The organism is Nocardia jiangsuensis (genome assembly GCF_042650385.1).
Taxonomy (GTDB): Bacteria; Actinomycetota; Actinomycetes; order Mycobacteriales; family Mycobacteriaceae; genus Nocardia; species Nocardia jiangsuensis.
This window is the reverse complement of the sequence record NZ_JBHSAX010000006.1, coordinates 221,153-238,450: the sequence shown is the minus strand read 5'-3', so window position 1 is coordinate 238,450 and position 17,298 is coordinate 221,153. Positions and strand designations below refer to the sequence as shown.

The window sequence follows — 17,298 nt, the reverse complement described above, 5'->3', positions numbered from 1 at the left end:
GCGGTGCCGCCGCTGTGGCGGCGGATCATGGATCGGCGGGTACTCGCCCACTACGGCGGTGACGTCACCAAGGCCAACCTGCAGCCGGCCAAACGCGAGCGATTGCTCGCGCGGTACGGCAGCGCCGCCTAGCGCCCCACATCGTGGCGGGGTGAGGTTAGGCTGCGCTATATGCTCAAGCGGATTCTGTTCGTCGGACTCACAGCTGCGCTCGGCGCGCTCGGCACCGCCGGTACCGGGCACGCCGAGCCCGCCCGCGGGGTCGTGGTGATCGTGCCGGGCCAGTACCTCGGCGCGCTGCCCTACCAGCCGCTGGCTGCCGCGCTCCGGGCCGACGGCTACGAACCCGTCGTACTGGACCTGAAGGGCTTCGACATCGCCGCCGACGCCGATGCCATCGACGGCGCCGTCGCGGCGGCTGCCGCTGCCAACCCGGGGCTGCCGGTCACCCTGACCGGGTTCAGCATCGGCGCGCTCAGCAGCCGGTACTACCTGCGGGAGCTCGGTGGCGCCGGCGCCGTGGCGCGGTACGTCGGGATCGGCGCACCGCAGTACGGATCGCCCGGCGCCTGCGGGCAGCCCGCCGCACCGGAGGCGTGCCCCGGCACGCCCTTCATGGAGCAGCTGAACGCCGGGGACGACACCCCCGGCGCCACCACCTACTACTCCATTCGCAGCGAGCGCGAATGGAGCGACGGCAGGCTGGACGGCGGCCAGTGCCGCCTCACCCCCTTCCCGACCCTCGGCAACGGCGGTGTCGACCACTCGCTGGAACCGGTGCTGCCCGCGGTGCTCGACCAGCTGCGCTCCGCGCTCGCCGGCGGCTGCGCGGGCGAATACGCGGACGAACCGGACGGCGCGATCACCGCGGAGTCCACGCTCTTCCCGAGCGGCGTTCCGTTCGGCTGAGCCGCACCGAATTCGGCTCGGTGCGCCTCGCCGCCGCAGCCGGGGACACCCCGGCACGGCACACGACCGAGCGGCTAGCCTTGCCGGGTACCGCCGCCCAATCCCTGGAGAGGCAGATGACGACTTCCGAACTTTCCGCTGAAACCGCTTTGACGGCCGACGTCAGCAATGGCATCGACTACAAGGTGGCGGATCTGTCGCTGGCCGAGTTCGGCCGTAAGGAGATCCGGCTGGCCGAGCACGAGATGCCCGGCTTGATGGCGCTGCGCCGTGAATACGCGGAGGTGCAGCCGCTCAAGGGTGCGCGGATCTCCGGTTCGCTGCACATGACGGTGCAGACCGCGGTGCTGATCGAGACGCTGACCTCCCTCGGTGCCGAGGTGCGCTGGGCGTCGTGCAATATCTTCTCCACCCAGGACCACGCGGCCGCGGCGGTCGTGGTCGGCCCGCACGGCACGGTGGACGAGCCAAGGGGCACCCCGGTCTTCGCCTGGAAGGGCGAGACGCTGGCGGAGTACTGGTGGGCGGCGGAGCAGATGCTGACCTGGCCGGGCGAGCCGGCGAACATGATCCTCGACGACGGCGGCGACGCCACCATGCTGGTGCTGCGCGGCGCGCAGTACGAGAAGGCCGGGGTCGTCCCGCCCGAGGACGAGGATCACTCCGCGGAGTTCAAGGTCTTCCTGAACCTGCTGCGTGAACGGCTGGCGACCGAGGGCGGGAAGTGGTCGGCGATCGCGGAGTCGGTGCGCGGGGTGACCGAGGAGACCACGACCGGTGTGCTGCGGCTGTACCAGTTCGCGGCGGCGGGGGAGCTGGTGTTCCCGGCGATCAACGTCAACGATTCGGTGACCAAGTCGAAGTTCGACAACAAGTACGGCACCAGGCACTCGCTGATCGACGGGATCAACCGCGGCACCGACGTGCTGATCGGTGGCAAGAAGGTGCTGATCTGCGGGTACGGCGATGTCGGCAAGGGCTGTGCGGAATCGCTTGCCGGGCAGGGCGCGCGGGTCCAGGTCACCGAGATCGACCCGATCAACGCGCTGCAGGCGCTGATGGACGGCTACGACGTCGTCACCGTGGAGCAGGCGATCGGGCACGCCGATATCGTGATCACCTCCACGGGCAACAAGGACATCATCACCCTCGAGCACATGAAGGCGATGAAGGACCAGGCGATCCTGGGCAACATCGGCCACTTCGACAACGAGATCGACATCGCCGCCCTGGAGCGCTCGGGTGCGGACCGGTTGAACATCAAGCCGCAGGTCGATCTGTGGACCTTCGACTCGGGCAAGGCGATCATCGTGCTGTCCGAGGGCAGGCTGCTGAACCTGGGCAACGCCACCGGGCACCCCTCGTTCGTGATGTCGAACAGCTTCTCCAACCAGGTGATCGCCCAGATCGAGCTGTGGACCAAGCCGGAGAACTACGACAACGAGGTCTACCGGCTGCCCAAGCACCTGGACGAGAAGGTCGCCAAGATCCATGTCGAGGCGCTCGGCGGCACGCTGACCAAGCTCACCAAGGACCAGGCCGAGTACATCGGCGTGGACGTGGAGGGCCCGTTCAAGCCGGACCACTACCGGTACTGACGCACCGGGCCCCGCCGGGCAGCCGGCGGGGCCCCGCGTAGTCTCCCAGCGCATGGGCACCCTCATCGCGCTGGAAGGGCTGGACGGCTCCGGCAAGCGCACGCTCACCGAGCGGGTCGTCGGCGAGCTGGCCGCCCGCGGATTGCGCACCGCCACGCTCGCTTTCCCGCGGTACGGGCGCTCGGTGCACGCCGACCTCGCCGCCGAGGCGCTGCGCGGCGAGCACGGCGACCTGGCCGCCTCGGTCTCCGGCATGGCGCTGCTCTTCGCGCTGGACCGGGCGGGGGCACGGGGCGACCTGGAAAAGCTGCTCGCCGAGCACGATTTCGTGGTGCTCGACCGCTACGTCGCCTCCAATGCCGCCTACAGCGCGGCCCGCCTCGGCCAGACCGTGGACGGCGAGATCGTCTCCTGGACAGCGGAACTGGAGTTCGGCCGCTTCGGGCTGCCCCGCCCCGACCTGCAGATCCTGCTCGACGTGCCGACCGAGCTGGCCGCCGAAAGAGCCCTGCACCGCGGCCGCCTCGACCCCGGCCGCGGCCTCGATGCCTACGAACGCGATGCCGAGCTGCAACTGCGCACCGGCGCGGTGTACCGTGAGCTGGCCGAACGCGATTGGGCCGGTCCCTGGTGGCGCTACCGCCCGGATGACGATCCGGCCACGGTCACCGACCGGCTGGCCGCGGTACTGCGCCGATAGTGCGGCGGGTACGGTGCGAAATCGCCAGTGTTGGCGTGGCGGCCCGTCGCCCGCCACCGAGATGACAACATAGGAATCATGAAGCCGAAGATTCTGGTCGTCGACGACGATATGGCTCTCGCCGAGATGCTGACCATCGTCCTGCGCGGGGAAGGGTTCGACCCGCACGTGGTCGGCGACGGTACCCAGGCGCTCTCCGCGGTGCGGGAGATCCGGCCGGACCTCGTGCTCCTCGATCTCATGCTGCCCGGCATGAACGGCATCGACGTGTGCCGGGTGCTGCGCGCCGACTCCGGCGTGCCGATCGTCATGCTGACCGCCAAGACCGACACCGTCGACGTGGTGCTCGGCCTGGAATCCGGCGCCGACGACTACATCGTCAAGCCCTTCAAGCCCAAGGAGCTGGTCGCCAGGGTGCGGGCGCGGCTGCGCCGCACCGAGGACGAGCCCTCCGAGCAGCTCTCCATCGCCGACATCGTGATCGACGTGCCCGCGCACAAGGTGACCAGGGACGGCACCCAGATCTCGCTCACCCCGCTGGAGTTCGACCTGCTCGTCGCGCTGGCCCGCAAGCCGCGCCAGGTCTTCACCCGCGAGGTGCTGCTGGAGCAGGTCTGGGGCTACCGGCACGCCGCCGACACCAGGCTGGTGAACGTGCACGTGCAGCGGCTGCGCGCGAAAGTCGAGAAGGACCCGGAGAATCCGGAGATCGTGCTGACCGTTCGCGGGGTCGGGTACAAGGCCGGACCGCCGTGATCGACCGCCTGATCGCGCGCCTGCGTCCGGCGGTGGAGATCGCCGCGGCGTGGGCGCAGCGCCAGGGCGTCGCACTCGGCCACCTGTGGCGGCGATCGCTGCAGCTGCGCGTCATCGTCTCCACCCTCACCCTCTCGCTCATCGTCATCACCGTGCTCGGCGTCGTGCTCACCAGCCAGATCACCGACCGGCTGCTGGACGCCAAGCTGAACGCGGCGATCGAGGAGATGGAGCGCGCTCGGAACACGGTGGAGAGCCAGCTGGCCGGCGCGCACGGCAGCGGCATCCAGCAGCAGCAGCTGGCCGAGGCGCGGGACTCGCTCTCCAACCGCGGCGGCACCGGGCAGTCCGGTGGCGTCGCGGGCAGCTTCGACTCCGCGCTCACCGTCATCGGCGGCACCCCGCCGCAGCAGATGACCTCGGGGCCGGTGCAGGAGGTGCCGGAGGAGCTGCGCCGCTTCGTGCAGCGCAGCCAGATCAGCTACCAGTTCGCCACCGTCGACGACCCGGACGGTTACCGCGGCCGCGCGCTGGTGATCGGCAGCCCCAGCGCCGAGATCCCGACCCTGGAGATCTACCTGGTCTTCCCGCTGGTGAACGAGGAGCGCAGCCTCGCGCTCATGCGCGGCACCATGCTGGTCGGCGGCGCCGTGCTACTCGTCCTGCTCGCCGCCATCTCCGCCCTGGTGACCAGGCAGGTGGTGCTGCCGATCCGGTCGGCCGCCCGGATCGCGGGGCGCTTCGCCGACGGCAGGCTGAAGGAGCGCATGCTGGTTCGCGGCGAGGACGACATGGCGAAGCTGGCACAGGCCTTCAACGAAATGGCCGAGAGCCTCTCCACCCAGATCAACCAGCTGGAGGAGTTCGGCAACCTGCAGAAGGGCTTCACCTCCGACGTCAGCCACGAACTGCGCACCCCGCTCACCACGGTGCGGATGGCCGCCGACCTCATCCACAGCAGCAGCGACGAGCTCTCGCCCGCGCTCGCCCGCAGCGCCGAGCTGCTCGTCAACGAGCTGGATCGGTTCGAGGGGCTGCTCAACGATCTGCTGGAGATCAGCCGCCACGACGCGGGCGTCGCCGAGCTGCAGGTGGAGTCGCTGGACGTGCGGATGTGCGCCAAGGCCGCCATCTCGACCGTGCGACACCTGGCCAAGGACGCCGGGGTCGAGGTCGTCGCCGACCTGCCGGAGGACCCGCTGGTCGCCGAGGTCGACCCGCGCCGCGTCGAGCGGGTGCTGCGCAACCTGCTCGCCAATGCCATCGACCACGGCGACGGCAAGCCGGTGCTGATCCGGATGCGCGGCGACCAGCAGGCCAATGCGCTCGCCGTCGTCGTCCGCGACCAGGGCGTCGGGCTCCGGCCGGGCGAGGAGAAGCTGGTCTTCAACCGCTTCTGGCGCTCCGACCCCTCGCGCATGCGCCGCTCCGGCGGCACCGGCCTCGGGCTCTCGATCAGCCAGGAGGACGCGCACCTGCACGAGGGCAGGCTCGAGGCGTGGGGTGAGCTCGGCAGCGGGGCCAGCTTCCGGCTCACCCTGCCCATGGCCCGCGGGAGCAAGCTCGGTCCCAGCCCGCTGCCGCTGGACGCGCCGCGCAAGGTGCCGATCCGCACCGAGCCCGAACCGGACGAGTCGGACACCGTCCGCCTTCCGCGCGACGAGATCGCGGAGTTCGTCGCGAGTGTGGAGAACGGCACGTACTCCACCGGTCGGGGGTTGGCCGAGAACCGGGACGTACAGTCATGACGATGCGTACCCGACCCCACGCCGCCGCGCGCCGGGGAGTGATCGGTGTGCTGGTGGCCGTGCTGGTGCTGCTCACCGGCTGTGCCAGCCTGCCGGAGTCCTCGGCCCCGCAGGCGCTCGGCACGCTGGACCGCGAACCGACCTCCGACGGCCCGCCGCCGCCCATCTCCGGCCGCGACCCGGACCTCCTGCTCCGCGACTTCCTGCAGGCCACCGCCACCCCGGCGAACCGGCACGAGGCGGCGCGGCAGTACCTCACCCCGTCCGCCTCCACCCGCTGGGACGACGCGGCGGGCACCGTGATCGTGGAGAAGCCGGACACACTGCGCGAATCCCGCGGCGGCGACGCCGCGACCTACGTCATCCGGGCGCGCAAGGTCGGCGAGCTCTCCGCGGACGGGTCGTACCGGCCGTCGGACGGCTCGATGCTGGAGAACAAGATCGAGATGACCAGGGTCGGCGGCGAGTGGCGGATCGACGAGCTGCCGGACGGCGTCGTCATGGACAACGCCGCCTTCGCCAAGGCGTACCAGCGGCACGCGCTCTACTTCCTCGACCCGACCGGCTCCTCGCTCGTTCCCGACCTGCGCTGGGTCTCGGTGCCGCCCGCGGAGCGCACCCAGCGCCTGCTCGACCTGCTGCTGGACGGCCCGCAGCCCGCGCTCACCGAGAACGTGCGCACCGTCGTCGCGCCGCCGGTGGCGCTGCGCGGGGCAGTGACCAAGGCCAACGGTGACCCGGAGGAGGTCGGGGTCGGGCTGGGCGGGGTCCGGATCGACCTGGCCGGCGCCGCGGCGCTGGCTCCGCGGGACCGGGAAATGCTCGCCGCCCAGGTGGTCGCCACGCTCTCGGCGGCCGAGGTGCTCGGCCCGTACGTGCTGCTCGCCGACGGCAAGGCGCTGGACGACCGGTTCGCCGCCAACGGCTGGTCGGTCGCGGATATCGAGCAGTACACCCCCGACGCGCATCTGCGGAACAAGATCGGGCTCTTCGCGCTGCGCAACGGCACGCTGGTACAGGTGCGCGAGACCGGCATCACCCCGGTGCCCGGCTACTTCGGCGGGGTGGGCAACCTGCAGTCGGCCGCGCTCTCCGAGGACGGCCAGCTGGTGGCCGCGGTGGCCGCCGACGCGGGCCGCGCCACCCTCATGGTCGGCAGCTACGGCGGCAACGCCTTCCCGGTCGCCGAGGGCGCCACCATCAGCAGACCCACCTGGAACTCGGACGGCAGCGCCGCCTGGGCCGTCGTCGACGGCGAGCGGGTGGTCAGGGCCGCCGCCGACCGGGCCACCGGCACCGTCTCCAAGCAGGACGTCGACATCTCCGCGCTGACCGCGGTCACCTCGGCGCTCTCGCCCCGGCTGCCCATCACCGAGCTGCGGATCTCCGGCAGCGGGGTGCGAGCCGCGCTCATCGCGGACGGCAAGGTGTACGTCGCGGTGGTGGAGCGCCGCCCGGACGGCCGCTACGCCTTCACCGCGCCGCAGCCGCTGGCCGTCGGGCTCAGCACCAGGGCGGTCTCGCTGAGCTGGCTCAGCGGCGACACCATCATCATCGCCCGCGAGGGCAACGTGGACCCGGTGGTCACCGTCTCCATCGACGGCTCCGAGCAGGTCACCCAGACCTCGCAGAACCTGACCCCGCCGATGCGGGTGGTCAGCGCGGCGCTGGACACCTGGTATGTCGCCGACTCCCGCGCGGTGCTGCAGCTGCAGTACGGCCAGCCGGTGACCACCGAGGGGTTCTGGCGCGAGGTGCCCGGGCTGACCGGCGAGAACGCGGTCCCGGTGCTGCCGGGCTGATCGGTGTCGGTGGCTCCGGCCAGACTCTGCAGGGCATGCGGACCCTGCTGGATCTGATCCTGCCCGTCGAGTGCGGCGGCTGCGGCCTGCCGGGCCTCCCGTGGTGCCCCGAGTGCGCGAGCGTGCTCGACGGCCCGCCGATCCGGCTGCGCCCGCGCACCGATCCGGGGGTGCCGTGCTGGGCGCTCGGGCCCTACGCGGGGCCGGGGCGCCGCGCGGTGCTCGCGCTCAAGGAGCGCGGCCGCCGCGACCTGGCGGCCCCGCTCGGCTACGCCCTCGCCCGCGGACTGCACCGGCTGCGCGCCCCCGGCCGCCCGCTGCTGTTGATCCCCGCACCCGGCCGGGCCGCAGCCGCCCGCCGCCGCGGCGGCGATCCGGTGGCCCGGACAGCGACGGTGGCGGCGGGTTGGCTGCCCGATTGCCGGATGGCGCCACTGTTGCGATCGCGGCACGGTACGCGTGATTCGGTCGGGTTGACTCCGGCGCAACGCAGGCGCAATCTGGCAACGCGGGTCGTGGTTCGGCCCGAGCTGCTCCCCGCACTGTCCGGGACAGCGAATCCGCAGGTCTTCCTGGTCGACGATGTGCTCACCACCGGGGCGACGGCGACCGAGTCGGTCCGGGTCGCGCGACGCTACCGGATACCCATTCATGACGTGCTGGTGACATGCGGAACGTGATCGACGGAAAATTTGCGTGAACAGTGGCGGACCGGTCGCGGGCGGACTAGCGTCGCGAACACACACCCGACACGGGAGTTGGAGGTGGGGCCTCGGACATTCGGTGCCGAGCGGAGAGCCGATCGGCACGATCAATCCCGCCGCACGCCATTTCGACGGTGCGGCCCTATCCGGGAGGTACGCGTGACGTCTTCACGTCCTTCAGTCCAAGACGCAGATCCTTCGATGCCGCAGAGCGGCACGCTGGACGAACCGGAAACCACCGCAGCGGGAGGTGGTAGCCGGGCGGACATCGTGGTCAAGGGCCGCAATGTCGAAGTGCCGGACCACTTCCGAATCTACGTCGCCGACAAACTCTCCCGACTCGAACGGTTCGACCCGTCGATTTTCCTCTTCGACGTCGAGCTGTTCCACGAACGCAACCGCAGGCAGCGCAAGAGCTGCCAGCGCGTCGAGATCACCGCGCGCGGCAAGGGCCCGATCGTCCGGGCCGAGGCCTGCGCCGACAGCTTCTACGCCGCCTTCGAGTCGGTGACAGCCAAGCTGGAGAGCAGGCTGCGCCGCACCAAGGATCGGCGCAAGGTGCACTACGGCGAGAAGACGCCGCTCTCGGTCGCCGAGGCCACCGCCGAGCTGGTCGACGAGACGCTCTTCGGCCGGAACGGCGCCACGCACGCGCACCCCGACGCCGCCGCCGAGAGCGAGCCCGATCCCTGGGCGCCCGCCGAGGATCAGGGCCCCGGCCACATCGTCCGCACCAAGGTGCACTCCGCGGCGCCCATGACGGTCGACGACGCGCTGTACCAGATGGAGCTGGTCGGCCACGACTTCTTCCTGTTCCACGACAAGGAGACCGACCGGCCGTCCGTGGTCTACCGCAGGCACGCCTTCGACTACGGTCTGATCCGACTGGCCTGATCGAACCCCCGCCTCCAGCCGCCGGCCGGTGCCTCGCGCACCGGCCGGCGGTGTGTCCGGGACAATCCGGCCCGACGGACCTTACCGTAGGGTAAGTTACGGCCATGGCCTCCACCGCTCGCCGTGCCGTCGTCGTCGCAGGCGCCCGCACCCCCTTCGTCCGCGCCTTCACCGACTTCACCCGGCTCGATTCGATCGCGCTCGCGGATGCCGCCGTCGGCGGGCTGCTCGAGCGCACCGGGCTGGACAGGAAGCTGGTGCAGGCGATCGTCTGGGGCGGCGTGATCCTGCCGAGCGCGGCGCCGAACATCGCCAGGGAGATCGCGCTCGACCTCGGCTTCGACCCCGGCTGCGAGGGCCATACGGTGACCAGGGCCTGCGCCTCCGGGCTGCAGGCCGTCACCACCGCGGCCGCCGCCATCGAGCGCGGCGAGTACGACGTGATGATCGCCGGCGGCAGCGACTCCACCAGCAATGCCGAGATCAAGCTGCCGCAGCACGTGGTGCATGCCGCCGCTCCGATCGCGCTCGGCAAGCCGAAGCCGAAGGACTACCTGGCCGCGGTGCGGCAGCTGGCGCCCTTCACCGACATCCTGCCGACCCGGCCGAAGATCGCCGAGCGCACCACCGGCGAGGTGATGGGGGAGTCGGCCGAGAAGATGGCGCGGATCCACGGCATCGGCCGGGCCGCGCAGGACGAGTTCGCCGTCCGCTCGCACCGGCGGGCCGCGGCCGCCATCGCATCGGGCCGCTTCGACGCCGAGGTGGTGCCGGTGACCACCCCGGACGGCCGCACCGTCGCCCGCGACGGTCTGGTCCGCGGCGACACCAGCGTGGCGAAGCTGGCCGCGCTGAAGCCGGTCTTCGCCGCCGACGGCACCGTCACCGCGGGCAATGCCAGCCCGCTCACCGACGGCGCCTCCGCCGTGCTGCTGATGAGCGAGGAGAAGGCGCGCGAGCTGGGGCTGACCCCGCTCGCCGCCTTCCGCTCCTGGAGCTACGTCAGCGTCGACCCCGCCGACCAGGTGCTGATCGGCCCCGCGATCTCCATGCCGCGCGCGCTGGAGAAGGCCGGGCTCGCGCTCGCCGACGTCGACCTGGTCGACATCCACGAGGCGTTCGCCGCCCAGACGCTCTCCGTGCTCGCCGCGCTGGCCAGCGACGAGTGGGCCAAGACCCGGCTGGACCGGGCGGCCGCGGTCGGCGAGGTCGATCCCGCCAGGCTCAACGTGCACGGCGGCTCGGTCTCGCTCGGCCACCCGTTCGGCGCCACCGGCGCCCGCATGGTCACCACGATGGCGAACGAGCTCGCCCGCACCGGCGCGCAGACCGCGCTGCTCGGCATCTGCGCCGCGGGCGGCATCGGCGCGTCCGCGGTGCTGGAGCGGGTCTGACCGCTACCGCGCCCCTGGGGCCGGGGCAGGTCCGGCGGCTGCGCGCGGCCGGGGCCGGGCGAGGTCAGCCGCTGCCGCACCCTCCGGTGCTCGGTGGCCCCGGCCCGGTGCCGCGGATCGGGCGGCCCTCACCCGCCGAACCGCTCCCGATGCACCGCCTGATCCAGGGTGCGCCCGCTGCGCCAGCCGAACCGCTCCAGATCCGGCACCTGCTGGAACTCGCGCACCGGACCCACGCAGAGCCAGGCCACGGGCTGCACCCCCGGCGGCAGCCCGACCAACGCGGCGAGCTGGTCGGCGTCGTAGAACGACACCCAGCCGACGCCGATCTGCTCGGCCGTGGCCGCGAGCCACAGGTTCTGGATGGCGAGCACGGTGGAGAAGATCCCGGTCTCCGGCACCGTGGCGCGGCCGAGCACGTTCGGCCCGCCGCGGGCGTGGTCGTAGCTGACCACGACGCCGGTCCCGCTCTCCCGGATGCCCTCGATCCGAATCGGGTCGAAGGTGGCGGCCCGCTCCGGCGGCAGGCTGTCCCTGAACTCGCGGCGCTTCTCCGCGACGTGGTCGGCGAACCGCTCCAGCGTCGCCGGTTCGCGGACCACGACGAAATCCCACGGCTGCGAATTGCCGACGCTCGGCGCCCGGTGCGCGGCGTCCAGCAGCCGCCACAGGGTGTCGTCGTCGATCGGGGTACCGGTGAACTCGGCGCGCACGTCGCGGCGCAGGCGAATGGCTTCGTAGACGCTCAGGGCGTGCTGGTGGACATCGTTGGCACACACCCCATCAGTGAATCAGGTTTTCCGCACCCCGAACGCCCGAACGGCCCCGCACCGGATAGGTGCGGGGCCGTTCGGAAACGTGGTCAGCGCCGGCTGAGCCGCCGCCTGCCCGCGGTCAGCGCGCTGCGCAGCCCGCGGCGCCGTCCGGTCTCCGGGTCGATGACCGGGACGGCGTTGCCGCCGAACTTGCGCTCCGATGCCGTCTCCGGCGCGTCGTCGGCGGTGGCGCGCAGGTACTTGTTCGGCAGCGAGAGCTTGAGGATGGTGCGCCACGCCTTGAAGTACTGCACCGGCAGCGAGCCGGTGGTGTACGGCAGGTCGTACTTGTCGGCCAGTTCGCGCACCCGCACCGCGATGTGCACGTAGCGGTTGCTCGGCAGATCGGGGAAGAGGTGGTGCTCGATCTGGTGGCTCAGGTTGCCGGTCATGAAGTGGATCACCGGGCCGCCGCTGATGTTCGCGCTGCCGAGCATCTGCCGCAGGTACCACTGGCCCTTGGACTCGCCGTCGATATCGGCCTTGGTGAACTTCTCCGCGCCGTCCGGGAAGTGCCCGCAGAAGATCACCGCGTTGGTCCAGACATTGCGCACCATGTTGGCGGCGAGATTCGCGGTCATGGTGCTCTTCCAGGCCGGGCCGGTGAGCGCGGGGAACACCACGTAGTCCTTCGCCATCTGGCGACCGACCTTGACCAGCACCTCCTGACGCTTGCGCTCGAACTCCGCGCGCTCGGCGTCGCCCTTGAACCGCCCCGCCGCGACCTTGCCCAGCTCCAGGTGCTGCACCGCGACCCCGAACTCGAAGAAGAGCTGCAGGAGCAGGTTGTACACCGGGTTGCCGATATTGAACGGCTTCCAGCGCTGGTCCCTGGTGACGCGCAGCAGGCCGTAGCCGATGTCGTCGTCCATGCCGAGCACGTTGGTGTACTTGTGGTGCAGGAAGTTGTGCGTCTGCTTCCAGTGCTTGGACGGCCCGGTGTTGTCCCACTCCCACGAGCTGGAGTGGATCTCCGGATCGTTCATCCAGTCCCACTGGCCGTGCATGACGTTGTGGCCGATCTCCATGTTCTCGATGATCTTGGCCGTGCCGAGCAGGGCGACGCCCGCCAGCCACGCCGGGCGCTTGTTGCTGGCGAACAGCGCCGTCCGGCCCGCGATCTCGAGGGCGCGCTGCAGCCGGATGACGTTGCGGATATAACGGGCGTCGGCCGCACCGCGCGACGACTCGATGTCACGCCGGATCGCGTCGAATTCCTCGCCGAGCGCCTCGACGTCGGCCTCCGTGAGGTGCGCGTACTCCTTGACATCCGAAATAGCCATGTTGGTTACTCTACCGTAAGTTACGAGACCGTAGGTTACGAGTTCTTTGCTCCCGCTGTGGTCTTGGTCACGCGGTACCCCGACGCCGCCAACCCTGGGCTCGAACCCTGCCGCGCAGCGTGATCCGGGCCTCGCGCAGCACGTCCTGCTCGTGCCGCGCCTTCTCCTGCAGCGATTGTTTCGCCTCGCGGAGAGCCTGCTTCTCCTGCTCCGCCTTCTGCCGCAGCGCGACCTTGGCCTCGGTCAGCGCGGAGCGGAGGCCGCGGCGCTTTCCGGTTGCCGGGTCGACCTGCGCGGGCAGCGCGATACCGGCGAACTTGCGCTCCGACGAGGTCTCCGGTGCGTCGTCCGCGGTGCGCCGCAGCAGGCTGTCCGGCAGCGCCAGCTTGTGGATCGTGCGGAAGGCGAGCAGGTACTGCCTGCCCAGCGAGCCGGTGGTGTAGGGCAGGTCGTATTTGTCGCACAGCTCGCGCACCCGCTGCGCGATCTCCGCGTACCGGTTGCTCGGCAGGTCGGGGAAGAGGTGGTGTTCGATCTGGTAGCAGAGGTTGCCGCTCATGAAGGCCATCGACCGCCCGGCCCGGAAGTTGGCGCTGCCCAGCATCTGCCGCAGGTACCACTCGGCGCGGGTCTCGCCGGTGAGCTGCTCGATGGTGAACTTCTCCGCGCCGTCCGGGAAGTGCCCGCAGAAGATCACCGCGTAGGCCCACAGGTTGCGCACCAGGTTCGCGGTCATGTTGGCCTTCAGCGTGCTCTTCCAGGCCGGGCCGGTGAGCGCGGGGTAGAACACGAAGTCCTTGCCGACCTGGCGCGCGATCTTGCGCGCGAACTGTACGTTCGGCTCGGAGTTCAGCTGCTTGGGCGGCACCCCGGACAGCTCCCTGTCGATGTGCCAGTCGTGCAGCGCGATGCCCCACTCGAAGGTGGCGGCGAGCACCAGGTTGGCGAACGGCTGCACCAGGTGCACCGGGCGCCACGGCTCGTCCCGCGTCATCCGCAGGATGCCGAAGCCGAGGTCCTCGTCCTTGCCGAGCACGTTGGTGTAGGTGTGGTGCGAGTAGTTGTGCGCCCGCCGCCACTGGGCCGACGGCCCGGTCTGATCCCACTCCCAGGTGCCCGAGTGGATCTCCGGGTCGTTCATCCAGTCCCACTGCCCGTGGCTGATGTTGTGCCCGAGCTCCATGTTCTCGATGATCTTCGCCACCGAGAGCAGCGCGGTGCCGGTGAGCCAGGCCCACCGGTTCCTGCTGCCGAAGAGCACGGCGCGGCCGGCCACCTCGAGCCCGCGCTGGGCGGCGATCGTGTGCCGGATGTATTTGGCGTCCCGTGCGCCGCGGGACAGCTCCACGGAACGGCGGATCGCGTCGAGTTCGTCCCCGAGGGTTTCGATGTCGGCGGCGGTGAGGTGTGCGAATGCGCGAATATCGGTGATGGCCACCGGGTTCCCTTTCCCTGCTCGGTCTGTGCTCGAGCCTACCGGTCTCAGACGTCGAGGGTGCAGTCGCCGGCGGCGGCGGAGATGCAGGTCTGTACCTTGTCGCCCTCGCGCCGCTCGTCGCCGTTGCGCAGGTCACGGGTGTGCCCGGCGGTGATGGTGAGCACGCAGGTCTGGCAGATGCCCATGCGGCAGCCGAACGGCATCCGCACGCCCGCCGCCTCGCCCGCCTCCAGCAGGCTGGTCGCGCCGTCGGCGACGGTGCTGCGGTCGCTCCTGGCGAAGGTGACGGTGCCGCCCTCGCCGACCGCGGAGCGCTCGACGTCGAACCGCTCGACGTTCAGCTTGCCAGCGAGCCCGGCTGCCGCCCAGTGCTTCTCGATGTCGTCCAGCATGGCGGCCGGGCCGCAGGCCCAGGTCTGCCGCTCGCGCCAGTCCGGGAAGAGGGTGTCCAGGTCGGCCAGGTCGAGCTTGCCGTGCACACCGGTGAGGTGCAGGTGCGAGGTGAAGCCGGGGTGCCGCTCGGCGAGCGCGGTCAGCTCGGCACCGAACATCACGTCATCGGCGGTGCGCGCCGAGTGCACGTGCACGACGTCGGTGAAGGCATCGCGCCGATCCAGCGCGCGCAGCATGGACATCACCGGGGTGATGCCGCTGCCCGCGGTGAGGAAGAGCACCGTCGGCGGCGGTGGCGACGGCAGCACGAATCCGCCCTGCGGCGCGGCGAGCCGCACCACGGTGCCCGGCGTCACACCGTTCACCAGGTGGCTGGAGAGCAGCCCCTCCGGCATCGCCTTGACCGCGATCGAGATCAGCCGCTTGCCGCGCGCCGCCGGGTCGTCGGACCAGTTCGGCGGGGAGGTCAGCGAGTACGAGCGCCAGTGCCAGCGGCCGTCGACCAGCACGCCGAAGCCGATGTACTGGCCCGGCTCGAAGGCCCAGTCGAAGCCCCAGCCCGGCTTGATCACCAGGGTCGCCGAGTCCGCGGTCTCCTTGCGGACCTCGAGCACCCGGCCGCGCAGCTCGCGCGCCGACCACAGCGGGTTCACCAGGTGCAGGTAGTCGTCCGGGAGCAGCGGTGTGGTGATCCGGGCGACCGCGCCGCGCAGTACGTTCAACCGGCCACCTCGGTCGGCCACCTCGGCCGCGGGCTCCTCCAGCCATTGCCGCACATTCTCGAACATCGTCGCCGGTCGTCTCCTGAGTTGCCGCGGGCCCCGTCGGGGCCCGTCCATGACGCCAGGTTACGGCATCGTAGGTTGCCCCGTGGAGACGGCCGGAGCGGCTTTGTGACTACTCCCGACGGGTACCGATCAGAGCAGTTCGAGCAGGAAGGGCAGCTCCTGGGTGGCGTACCAGGCCAGCTGGTGGTCCTCCGCGTCGCCGAGGGTGAACTCGGCGTCCGGGTCGCCCAGGTCGGCGGCATCGATCACCTCGACGGCCTTGGCCACGTCCGCCTCGGCGTCGGCCAGGTCGACGTGCACCGAGGCGATCGTCGCGTACGGCACCGGCCCGGCCAGCCGGACCACCGCGTCGTCCAGCTCCGGGCGCGGGGTCGCGCCGGTGACGTCGGCCGCGATCACCGCCCGGCGCTGGAGCGGCGGGGTATCGGAGTCGTCGGCCTCGGCGGCGAGCAGCCGCAGCGCCGCCCGCGCCGCCTCGCCCATGGCGACCTCGGCCAGCTCCTCGTCGTCGCCGGAGGCGTACGCCTCGCGCAGCGCGGGGGTGACCGCGAAGGCGGTTCCGCTGACCGCGCGCAGCTCGCGGTCGGCGACCAGCGCGCGCAGCATCGCGATGGTCGCGGGCACATAGACGCGCAGCGGGCGATCGTCAAGCGCAGGCACCGAGCAGCTCCTCCAGGGACTCGTGCACCGACGCGGCCAGCACCCCGAGATCCGCCATCGCGTCGCGGTCGGCGTTGAGCCCGTAGCAGACCTGCCCGTCGTAGGAGGTCAGCCCGAGGCTCAGCGCCTGATTGCGCAGCAGCGGCGACACCGGGTACATCTCCAGCATCCGCGCCCCGCCGATGTACATCGGGGACTGCGGACCCGGCGCGTTGGTGATCACCAGATTGAACGTGTGGTCTGCGAACGTACTCGCCGCCCTGACGCTCATCGCATGCAGGCTGGCCGGGGCGAAGCCGGCCAGGTGCACCAGGGTGCGGGCGCGCACCCCGCGGCGCTGCCTGCCCGCCGCCGCGGTGGCGTGCGTGATGTGCGAGAGCCGCATCACCGGATTCGGCTCGCCGACCGGGAGGTCGATCAGGAACGAGGAGACCTCGCCCGCGGTGTCGCCGGGCGGATCGTCGAGGTAGACCGACATCGGCACCACCGCGCGCAGCGTCGCCGACTCGGTGACGGCCTGGTCCCTGGAGAGCAGCCACTCGCGCAGCGCCCCGGTGATCACCGCCAGGATGACGTCGTTGATCGAGCAGTCGAAGCGGGCCCGGATCCGGCGGTAGTCGGCGAGCTCGGTGCGGACGACGTCGAAGCGGCGGTTCCGGGTCATCCTGGCGTTGAGCGGGCTGTCCGGCGCGCCCGCCGTCGCGGTGCGCACCGCCGACACCACCGAGTCCACCGCCTTGCTCGCCGCGCCGAGCACGGTGAACGCCGCCGTGCCCGCGTCCCGCGCGACCTCGAGCGCCTCCCGCGGCTGCGCCGCCAGGTGACTCAGCGCGCCGGCGAGCAGCTCGGCGTCGCCCGGTTCGCGCGGCGGGTGCCAGGAGTCGGGGGCGAGGGTGCGCGGGTCGGGGCCGTCGTCCAGGATGACGTGCCCGATCTCCAGTGCCGATTCGCCGTCGACCAGCGCCGCGTGCGTCTTGGTGAAGACCGCGGTGCGGCCGTCGGCGAGCCCCTCGATCAGGTACATCTCCCACAGCGGGCGGTCCAGGTCGAGCGGGCGCGAGGCGAGCCGCGCCACCAGGTCGTGCAGCTGGACCTCGCTGCCGGGAGCGGGCAGCGCGGAGCGCCGGATGTGGTAGGTCAGGTCGAAGCCACTGTCCTCCACCCACACCGGCCTGCCGAGCGCCAGCGGGATCGCGCGCACCTTGCGGCGGTACCGCGGCACCATCGCCAGCCTGCTCTCCACCAGATCGAGCAGGCGGTCGTAGTCGAGCGGCCCCTCCAGGATGGCGAGGGAACCGATGTAGACGGGGTTGCTGCTCTGTTCCTGACGGTGGAACGACGCGTCCTGCGCCGTCAGTCTGGTGATCACGCTGCCCGCTGCTCCTTCCGTTGGCTTGCCGCCCATTGTGCGGGCCG

Annotated in this window: 15 protein-coding genes and 1 pseudogene; 10 read left to right on the top strand and 6 right to left on the bottom strand. The window is 71.1% G+C overall.

Annotation, left to right across the window (positions count from 1 at the left end):
- The 10 genes and pseudogenes from ACFO0B_RS07660 to ACFO0B_RS07615 form a co-directional block, all read left to right on the top strand.
- Nucleotides 1–132, top strand: a pseudogene (locus ACFO0B_RS07660) (alkane 1-monooxygenase); the annotation flags it as partial.
- A 39-nt stretch (nt 133–171) separates the two neighbouring features.
- On the top strand, nt 172–909 hold the full coding sequence (locus tag ACFO0B_RS07655; protein WP_378611606.1) for an esterase/lipase family protein: 738 nt from the start codon (nt 172–174) through the stop codon (nt 907–909).
- 116 nt (nt 910–1,025) lie between these two features.
- On the top strand, nt 1,026–2,507 hold the full coding sequence (gene ahcY / locus ACFO0B_RS07650) for an adenosylhomocysteinase (RefSeq protein WP_378611605.1): 1,482 nt from the start codon (nt 1,026–1,028) through the stop codon (nt 2,505–2,507).
- Nucleotides 2,508–2,559: 52 nt separating this feature from the next.
- Nucleotides 2,560–3,207 (top strand): dTMP kinase, encoded by a 648-nt coding sequence (locus ACFO0B_RS07645; RefSeq protein WP_378611604.1) that lies wholly within the window; start codon nt 2,560–2,562, stop codon nt 3,205–3,207.
- 78 nt (nt 3,208–3,285) lie between these two features.
- Nucleotides 3,286–3,963: an MtrAB system response regulator MtrA gene (gene mtrA / locus ACFO0B_RS07640; RefSeq protein ID WP_378611603.1), complete on the top strand. Its 678-nt coding sequence runs from the start codon at nt 3,286–3,288 to the stop codon at nt 3,961–3,963.
- Nucleotides 3,964–3,983: 20 nt separating this feature from the next.
- A complete protein-coding gene (gene mtrB, locus ACFO0B_RS07635; RefSeq protein ID WP_378611620.1) occupies nt 3,984–5,711 on the top strand; it encodes an MtrAB system histidine kinase MtrB in 1,728 nt (575 codons plus the stop codon).
- Nucleotides 5,708–7,513, top strand: coding sequence for an MtrAB system accessory lipoprotein LpqB (gene lpqB, locus ACFO0B_RS07630; RefSeq protein WP_378611602.1), 1,806 nt, complete (start codon nt 5,708–5,710; stop codon nt 7,511–7,513). The genes mtrB and lpqB overlap by 4 nt, the downstream gene beginning before the upstream one ends.
- A 35-nt stretch (nt 7,514–7,548) precedes the next feature.
- Entirely contained in the window at nt 7,549–8,193 is a 645-nt protein-coding gene (locus ACFO0B_RS07625) for a ComF family protein (protein WP_378611601.1), read from the top strand.
- A gap of 225 nt (nt 8,194–8,418) precedes the next feature.
- The gene (gene hpf / locus ACFO0B_RS07620) at nt 8,419–9,111 is read left to right on the top strand and encodes a ribosome hibernation-promoting factor, HPF/YfiA family (RefSeq protein ID WP_378611600.1); all 693 of its coding nucleotides are present in this window, start codon (nt 8,419–8,421) and stop codon (nt 9,109–9,111) included.
- 104 nt (nt 9,112–9,215) lie between these two features.
- A complete protein-coding gene (locus ACFO0B_RS07615) occupies nt 9,216–10,505 on the top strand; it encodes an acetyl-CoA C-acyltransferase (protein ID WP_378611599.1) in 1,290 nt (429 codons plus the stop codon).
- Between the two features lie 128 nt (nt 10,506–10,633).
- Here the strand turns inward: ACFO0B_RS07615 and bluB are convergent, their stop codons facing one another.
- The 6 genes from bluB to ACFO0B_RS07585 all read right to left on the bottom strand — a co-directional run bounded on the left by bluB (nt 10,634) and on the right by ACFO0B_RS07585 (nt 17,251).
- Nucleotides 10,634–11,254, bottom strand: coding sequence for a 5,6-dimethylbenzimidazole synthase (gene bluB / locus ACFO0B_RS07610; RefSeq protein ID WP_378611619.1), 621 nt, complete (start codon nt 11,252–11,254; stop codon nt 10,634–10,636).
- A 113-nt stretch (nt 11,255–11,367) separates the two neighbouring features.
- Nucleotides 11,368–12,603 (bottom strand): fatty acid desaturase family protein, encoded by a 1,236-nt coding sequence (locus tag ACFO0B_RS07605; protein WP_378611598.1) that lies wholly within the window; start codon nt 12,601–12,603, stop codon nt 11,368–11,370.
- A 67-nt stretch (nt 12,604–12,670) separates the two neighbouring features.
- Complete coding sequence (locus ACFO0B_RS07600) at nt 12,671–14,041, bottom strand: fatty acid desaturase family protein (RefSeq protein ID WP_378611597.1); 1,371 nt, start codon at nt 14,039–14,041, stop codon at nt 12,671–12,673.
- A gap of 44 nt (nt 14,042–14,085) precedes the next feature.
- Complete coding sequence (locus tag ACFO0B_RS07595) at nt 14,086–15,222, bottom strand: ferredoxin reductase (RefSeq protein ID WP_378611596.1); 1,137 nt, start codon at nt 15,220–15,222, stop codon at nt 14,086–14,088.
- A 129-nt stretch (nt 15,223–15,351) separates the two neighbouring features.
- Complete coding sequence (locus tag ACFO0B_RS07590; RefSeq protein ID WP_378611618.1) at nt 15,352–15,858, bottom strand: DUF6912 family protein; 507 nt, start codon at nt 15,856–15,858, stop codon at nt 15,352–15,354.
- A gap of 10 nt (nt 15,859–15,868) precedes the next feature.
- Nucleotides 15,869–17,251 (bottom strand): WS/DGAT/MGAT family O-acyltransferase, encoded by a 1,383-nt coding sequence (locus ACFO0B_RS07585; protein ID WP_378611595.1) that lies wholly within the window; start codon nt 17,249–17,251, stop codon nt 15,869–15,871.
- Between the last annotated feature and the right edge of the window lie 47 nt (nt 17,252–17,298).

Coding starts and splice junctions, on each gene's coding strand:
- ACFO0B_RS07655 (WP_378611606.1), top strand. CDS start 172: ATGCTCAAGCGGATTCTGTTCGTCGGACTCACAGCTGCGCTCGGCGCG.
- ahcY (WP_378611605.1), top strand. CDS start 1,026: ATGACGACTTCCGAACTTTCCGCTGAAACCGCTTTGACGGCCGACGTC.
- ACFO0B_RS07645 (WP_378611604.1), top strand. CDS start 2,560: ATGGGCACCCTCATCGCGCTGGAAGGGCTGGACGGCTCCGGCAAGCGC.
- mtrA (WP_378611603.1), top strand. CDS start 3,286: ATGAAGCCGAAGATTCTGGTCGTCGACGACGATATGGCTCTCGCCGAG.
- lpqB (WP_378611602.1), top strand. CDS start 5,708: ATGACGATGCGTACCCGACCCCACGCCGCCGCGCGCCGGGGAGTGATC.
- ACFO0B_RS07625 (WP_378611601.1), top strand. CDS start 7,549: ATGCGGACCCTGCTGGATCTGATCCTGCCCGTCGAGTGCGGCGGCTGC.
- hpf (WP_378611600.1), top strand. CDS start 8,419: ATGCCGCAGAGCGGCACGCTGGACGAACCGGAAACCACCGCAGCGGGA.
- ACFO0B_RS07615 (WP_378611599.1), top strand. CDS start 9,216: ATGGCCTCCACCGCTCGCCGTGCCGTCGTCGTCGCAGGCGCCCGCACC.
- ACFO0B_RS07605 (WP_378611598.1), bottom strand. CDS start 12,603: ATGGCTATTTCGGATGTCAAGGAGTACGCGCACCTCACGGAGGCCGAC.
- ACFO0B_RS07595 (WP_378611596.1), bottom strand. CDS start 15,222: ATGTTCGAGAATGTGCGGCAATGGCTGGAGGAGCCCGCGGCCGAGGTG.